Genomic DNA, 6888 nt, shown 5'->3' with positions numbered 1-6888 from the left:
TGGGATTGACGGGCGTTCTTCGGTAAAACCTGTTTGTAATTCAAAGCGACATAGCGTAAGGCCTTAAACAAAGCTTATAACACTACTTTTTGGATATTAACAAACCCTATTTCTGCTCAATTTCCTTTAAGCTATTCATTTTTTTATAGGCCAAGAAACCTTTAATGTCTTCAAAATGTTCGCGTACGCGTTTATTACCGAACTCGAATACTTTGTTTACCAACCCATCAAGGAAATCACGGTCGTGCGATACGAGGATCAAGGTACCATCAAAATCTTTCAGGGCATCTTTGATAATGTCTTTGGTTTTCATATCCAGGTGGTTGGTAGGCTCATCGAGGATCAGCACATTTACAGGCTCCAGCAATAGTTTGATCATCGCCAAACGGGTTTTCTCCCCGCCCGAAAGTACTTTCACTTTTTTGGTGGTATCATCACCACTGAACATAAAGGCTCCTAAAAGGTCTTTTATTTTGATTGAGCCATCACTTAGTGGAATCTGATCGATGGTTTCGAATACAGTAAGGTTTTCATCCAGTAATGCGGCCTGATTTTGGGCAAAGTAACCGATTTTGGCATTATGCCCTACCTTTAAATTTCCTTCAATATCAATCTCGCCCATAATGGCTTTGATCATGGTTGATTTACCTTCGCCGTTTTTACCTACAAAAGCTACTTTTTCACCACGTTCGATCACCATTGAGGCTTTTTCGAACACCACATGATCGCCATAGGCTTTGGTGAGTTCTTCTACCATTACCGGATACTGGCCTGAGCGTGGCGACGGCGGAAATTTTAAGCGCAATGCCGAGGTATCAACCTCATCAATCTCGATTACTTCTAGCTTTTCGAGCATTTTTACACGCGATTGAACCTGCAGGGTTTTAGAATAGGTTCCCCTAAAACGGTCGATAAATTCCTGGTTATCGGCAATAAAACGCTGCTGTTCTTCGTAAGCTTTTAACTGATGGATGCGTCTATCGGCACGTAATGTTAAATAGTGACTGTATTTAGCTTTATAATCGTATATCCTGCCCATGGTAACTTCGATGGTGCGGTTGGTAATGTTATCCACAAAGGCACGGTCGTGCGAGATTACCATTACCGCTTTTGCCGAATTGATCAGGAAATCTTCCAGCCATTGGATACTTTCGATATCCATGTGGTTGGTTGGCTCATCCAACAGGATAAGATCGGGTTTCTTTAATAAAATTTTGGCCAGTTCGATACGCATGCGCCAGCCACCCGAAAACTCGGAAGTTTGGCGGGTAAAATCTTTACGCTCAAAACCTAAACCTTTAAGCACTTTCTCTACTTCGGCATCGTAATTCGTTTCTTCGATGGAATAAAATTTCTCGCTCAGTTCCGATACCTTTTCAATCAGCTTCATGTAATCGTCGCTTTCGTAATCGGTACGGATGGTAAGCTGTTCATTCAGCTCATCAAGTTCTTTCTGCATCTGGTTTACCTCTGCAAAAGCCTTCATGGTTTCTTCAAAAACGGTAACCTGATCCTGCGTAAGCAAATGCTGTGGCAAATAGGCAATTACAGCCTCTTTTGGTCCGGTAACATTACCTGTAGTAGGTTTGGCTACATCGGCAATAATTTTTAAAATAGTAGATTTACCTGCACCATTTTTACCCATAAGGGCTATTTTGTCGTTTTCGTTTATCGAAAAGGTTACGTCGCTGAACAGGGTGGTTCCGCCAAATGAAACGGAGATATTATTTACATTAATCACGAATATGGAATATTAAATCAGCGGCAAAGATAAAAGAAAGAGATTAGATTATCAGGAGAGAAATTACAAGCATTGGGTAATAAAACAACCTGGTGAAATAAAATAGAAAAGCCCGCAGCGCTTAGGATCTGCAGGCTTAAAAAATACTAGTTTATGATATAGAATTAAGGAATTACGATTGTTTTACGTTCTACGGTATGCGCACTGAAAAAACCCAGTGCCCCACCGCTGATATTACTGATTGGATTGGCAGGTGCAGCACCATCGGCAGAGCCATTGGCATTAAAAAGGCTAAATAAATAGGTATATACAGATGCATCGATGCTATGCATTTCTACCGTTAACCTATCACCTTTAACAATATCCTTGCTTTCGTCTTTTGTGTTGTTTTCAAAAACGAGGTATTCGTTAATTTCCTGTCCGGAAGTAAACTCATCGCTCGAAACTTTGTACTGCGACTGGATTTTATCATTAATATATTGCTGAAACCAGTAATAATTCGAAACTGAAGCCACATCCCTGTACTTCACTTTTGGTGTAACCCTTGTACGTTCGTAATCGCTGGGTTTAAGTGTAAAATCCAACAACGGAACTGGTACCGGCATGGTACTGCTGGCGGTAAATACCTCATTATTGATATTAACCGTTAAGCGATAGGTTACACCTGGCCTGCCGTTTATTTTATCGGTTTGGTAAACACCTTTGCTGCTTTCGGTAAGTACGGTGGTTATACCTTCGTTTTCGATCTTCACCTGCGCACCACTTACACCATTAAACTGGTTGTTCTCTTTAAAGTCTTTCGTTTGGCTCAGCATTACTTTAACAAGCCCGGGTTCGTTGGTAATTGCACCCTCAATTACATATTTGATCTGGGGATCTTTCAGGTTAAGGTCTATTGTATCCTCACACGAAGAGAGGAACACCAGCATCAGTATTAAATAAAATATAGGTTTCATCGGGTTAAAATTTAAAGTTGTAAGAAATTGAAGGGATAAACTGGAATAAAGTTGTCCTTACGGCTTCCGTTCGGTTCGGATCAGATTCGTTATCACGGAAGGTGATTCGGAACGGGTTTTTCCTTCCATATGCATTATATAAGCTAAAATTAAGTTCGGAAGAGAAACGTTTGGTTTGTTTTAGCAAACGTGTAGCGCCCAAATCGAGGCGGTGGTAGGCCGGCATCCGATCGGCATTGCGGTCGGAAAAATAGAAATAACTTTGGCCCAGCATGGTATATTTGCCACGTGGGTAGGTAATTGCATTTCCGGTCGAATATACCCAATTGGCAGAAACAGTCCAGTTTTGGCTTAATTTATACATGCCCACAAAAGTAATGTCGTGTGTTTTGTCCTGTCTTGCATTATACCACTCATTATTGTTGATGCCATCAATTTTCCTTTCAGTTTTGGATAAGGTATAACCCAGCCATCCGGTAAAGCGCCCACTTTTTTTCTTGATGAGCAATTCCAGTCCATAAGCACGGCCTTTGCCGAACAACAATTGCGTTTCGATAGGTTTACTGGTAAAAATATCGGCCCCGTTGCGGTAATCGATCTGGTTCTGCAGCGATTTATAATAGGTTTCGGCCGAAAACTCGTAGGCATTGTCGCTAATATTCCGGTAATAACCGATGGATACCTGATCGCTGAGCTCGGGTTTGATAATATTGGTAGAAGCTACCCACCTATCAGTTGGCGAGGCCGAATTGGCATTCGAAATGAGGTGCAGGTTCTGCACATTCCTTACATAAGAGGTTTTAATTGACGATAACTCGTTTAACTGTAAGGCCAGGGCAACACGTGGCTCGGGGTTAATATAGGTTTTTACCACTTCGCCACTTTTATAATGGGTGGTGCCGGTTACATTTCCGTCCTGATCTAAATCGTAAAAATCGCCTTTTCCGAATATGCTAAAGGCCGAAAGCCTTATCCCATAAGTAATATTTAATGCTTCGCTCGCTTTCCAGGTATTGCTGGCATATACGGCGTTTTCAAGCGAAAAGCGGTTCTGGAATTCCTGCGACAAGAAACCGGAATCGCCAGAGGCTTCTACCTCACCTGGTTTAATACTGTGATAAGTTGAACTTAAACCAAAAGTAAGGGTATTTTTTTCGTTCAGGTACCATTGCATATTTTCTTTAAAACTCCAATCTCTGATTTGTGAAAAAAGTGTAAGCGAGCTTTCATCGTCGTTTGCATTTACCCTGTAGTTGTAATTGCTGAATATAAGTGAAGTATTGGAAAACAGTTTGCTGTTAAAAACATGGTTCCAGCGTAAGGTAGAGGTAGCATTGCCCCAGTTTATTCCCGATAAATTTTGGGAGGCCAGTACATCTTTCCCAAAGTAACCCGAAACAAAAAGGCGGTCTTTTTCGCCGAGAATATAGTTTGCTTTTACGTTAACATCGTAAAAATACAACTGCGTATTCCGGATGGAGGTATCGCTCGATAGTTTTAAAAACATATCGGCATAGGTTCTACGCGCAGAAATCAAAAAAGATGATTTGTTTTTCTGTATCGGCCCTTCAATATTAAGCCTGGCGGCAATCACCCCTACTCCGCCGCTAACACCAAGTTTCTGGTTGTTCCCGTCGTTCATTTTTACATCCAGCACCGATGATAAACCACCGCCATACTGGGCAGGCATGCCACTTTTATAAAGTGTAACATTTTTTATCGCATCCGAATTGAAGGTAGAAAAGAAACCGAGCAGGTGACTGGCATTATAAACAGGAGCTTCATCAAGCAGGATAATATTCTGATCGGAACTACCGCCACGCACAAACATGCCGCCATTGCCCTCTCCTGCTGTTTTAACGCCTGGCAATAATTGTAGTGTTTTAATAATATCGGCCTCTCCCAGTAAAACAGGAACTTCTTTGGTTTCGCGGATGCTGAAACGTTCCATGCCCATCTGCGTGCTCTTAATGTTCTGGCTATTGGAAGTGGCTTTAACCGTAACGGTTTCCAACTGGTTATCTTCCTCTTCGAGTGTGGCATCAAGCTTCACGTTCTGGTTTAACTGAACGGGGATTTTGTAGGTTTTAAAACCCACACCCCTAATTTCTATTACATAATCGCCCTTGCCCAGGGTGAGTGAATAAAAACCATACTCATTACTCATTGTAGCCTGGTTAGTGCCGGCAACCTTAATGGAGGCAGCTATCAATGTTTCGCCCGAACCCTTCGCTTTAACGGTTCCGCTTAATGTGTATTTTTCTCTGTTCTGGTTTGGATTTGCCGCCGGACCGGCCTCTGCCTTTTTTACTGCTTCGGCATTGAGGCGTATAAAAACTTCTTTATCCAACACACTAAACTGAATGGGTTTATCCAAAAAAGCAGCAGTTAGCGTTTCTTTTAAACTCTTATTGATGGCATGGACAGTGATTTTTATTTTACTGTTGGCCACCTGCTCGTTATAGGTAAATTTAACGCCCGAAGCTTTGGTCATCTTATCGAGTGCATCCTTAAGCGGTTCATTTTCTAAAGTGATATTCAGCTTTTTATCAAAGGGATCCTGGGCATGTGCCCGCGATTGTATTAATGCCATCAGGAATAGGATCAAAGCAATAACCGTTAGGATCTTTACAGGTCCATTTTTTCTCATTTTTTCTGTTTTAATGTTATGATGTGTTTAATACCGGCATAATTATTTCCGATTACTAGCGATAAGCTCGAACAGGTTTCATAACTTTATAATTAATATTAATTTTTGATGTCCTAAAGTTCTCAAGGCCCGGACATTTTAAGTTGATTGGATATTTGCCTGGTTCTGTATTTTCAGAGGCAGGCATTTATTTTATGATCTCATAGTGTTCCCCTTTCTTTTCCCATTTAATTTCCATAACCAGGCATAATTTGTTTAAAGTTTGCGCTACATCATCGTTCATATCCAGGTTACCATAAAAAGTTTTATCCGATAGGTTGTTATCCAACCCGATTTCGATATTGTATTGTAATTCTATATCCCGTACAACCTGCTGCAGCGTTATGCCTTTATATTCATATTTACCCAGTCGTTTGTTCAAAAAGGAACTTGCATCGGGGTAGTTTATCTTACTGAGTTTTTCGCTATTCCGATCTACAATAACCTGCTGGTTTGGCAATATCGTTTCGGTGTAGATTTTGTTTTTAGCATTAAGTGCTACGGCTACTTTTCCACTTACCAATGTTACATTGATGGTACGCTGTTTTGGATAAGCCGAAATATTGAAACTTGTACCCAGTACAACTGTGTTCACTTTTCCTGTTTTGATGATAAAAGGATGTGCTGCATCATGCGCAACCTCAAAAAAAGCTTCCCCATCCAGACTAACCATTCTTTGCTTTCCGTTAAACTTGTCGGGATAATTTAATTTACTGTTCGGGCTGAGCCATACCTGCGAACCATCGGCTAACTGTATTTTTTTTCTTTCGCCTCCAGCGCTCCAGGTTTCCTGTTGATGAACAGGATTTACAAATGTGCTTAAAGCAGATCTGAAAAAGTACACACCGGTTGCCAACACCACTATGGCTGCAGCTACCGCAATAAACCTGCGCAGCTTTGTGTTGCGAGGTTGTACATCATTTAATTTAACCTGTTTAGCTTCAACAGGAAGGAAATCAGGTGTAAGGCCAACATCGGGCAAAGTGTGCGTATTATCCCAACTGGCCGACATTAATCCTAAAATTTCATTGTCGTTATCCTGATCTTTTAATGCCTTAAAAAAGCGTTCGAGCTCTTCTTCACTGCACTGATTGTTCAGGTACAAATGATATAGATCTTTTAATTGCTGTTTTTCTTCCACGGTGTTTCCAATAAGCAAATCGGGCTACGCTGCCCGGCCTGTTACATCTAATACAACTGTGGCAAGCTATAGGACTAGTTGGAATGAAAATAATTTGAAGCGGCAATGAGAAAACAGATTACACTATCGTTTTTACTTACATAATTGCGGATAAAACGTGTGGCCTCTACCATGTGGTTTTTTACGGTATTTTTCGAAATATTAAGTTTTTCGGCAATTTCCTCATGGCTCAGTTCTTCCGTCCGGCTCATGTGGTAAATCAGCTTTTTCTGGGGAGGTAAGTTTTGAATGGCCTCATCATAGGTTTTAAGCAGCTCTTTTTCTAACAGGTTTTCTTCCGTGCTATTCCTTAATACTTCTA

At 41.0% G+C, this 6888-nt stretch carries 5 protein-coding genes; all 5 read right to left on the bottom strand.

Annotated features, from left to right (window positions below):
• Positions 1-106: 106 nt before the first annotated feature.
• On the bottom strand, positions 107-1741 hold the full coding sequence (locus B2V92_RS05045) for an ABC-F family ATP-binding cassette domain-containing protein (protein WP_293305256.1): 1635 nt from the start codon (positions 1739-1741) through the stop codon (positions 107-109).
• 164 nt (positions 1742-1905) lie between these two features.
• Complete coding sequence (locus B2V92_RS05040) at positions 1906-2697, bottom strand: DUF4249 domain-containing protein (RefSeq protein ID WP_293305254.1); 792 nt, start codon at positions 2695-2697, stop codon at positions 1906-1908.
• A gap of 4 nt (positions 2698-2701) precedes the next feature.
• Complete coding sequence (locus tag B2V92_RS05035) at positions 2702-5347, bottom strand: TonB-dependent receptor (RefSeq protein ID WP_293305251.1); 2646 nt, start codon at positions 5345-5347, stop codon at positions 2702-2704.
• A 187-nt stretch (positions 5348-5534) separates the two neighbouring features.
• The gene (locus tag B2V92_RS05030) at positions 5535-6527 is read right to left on the bottom strand and encodes a FecR family protein (RefSeq protein ID WP_293305249.1); all 993 of its coding nucleotides are present in this window, start codon (positions 6525-6527) and stop codon (positions 5535-5537) included.
• 74 nt (positions 6528-6601) lie between these two features.
• On the bottom strand, positions 6602-6888 hold a 287-nt coding region (locus tag B2V92_RS05025), incomplete at its 5' end, for a sigma-70 family RNA polymerase sigma factor (protein ID WP_293305246.1).

The sequence above is a fragment of the Pedobacter sp. UBA5917 genome (genome assembly GCF_002432345.1).
GTDB lineage: Bacteria > Bacteroidota > Bacteroidia > Sphingobacteriales > Sphingobacteriaceae > Pedobacter.
Note: the sequence above shows the minus strand (reverse complement) of the source record. Positions and strands in the feature narration are given on the sequence as shown.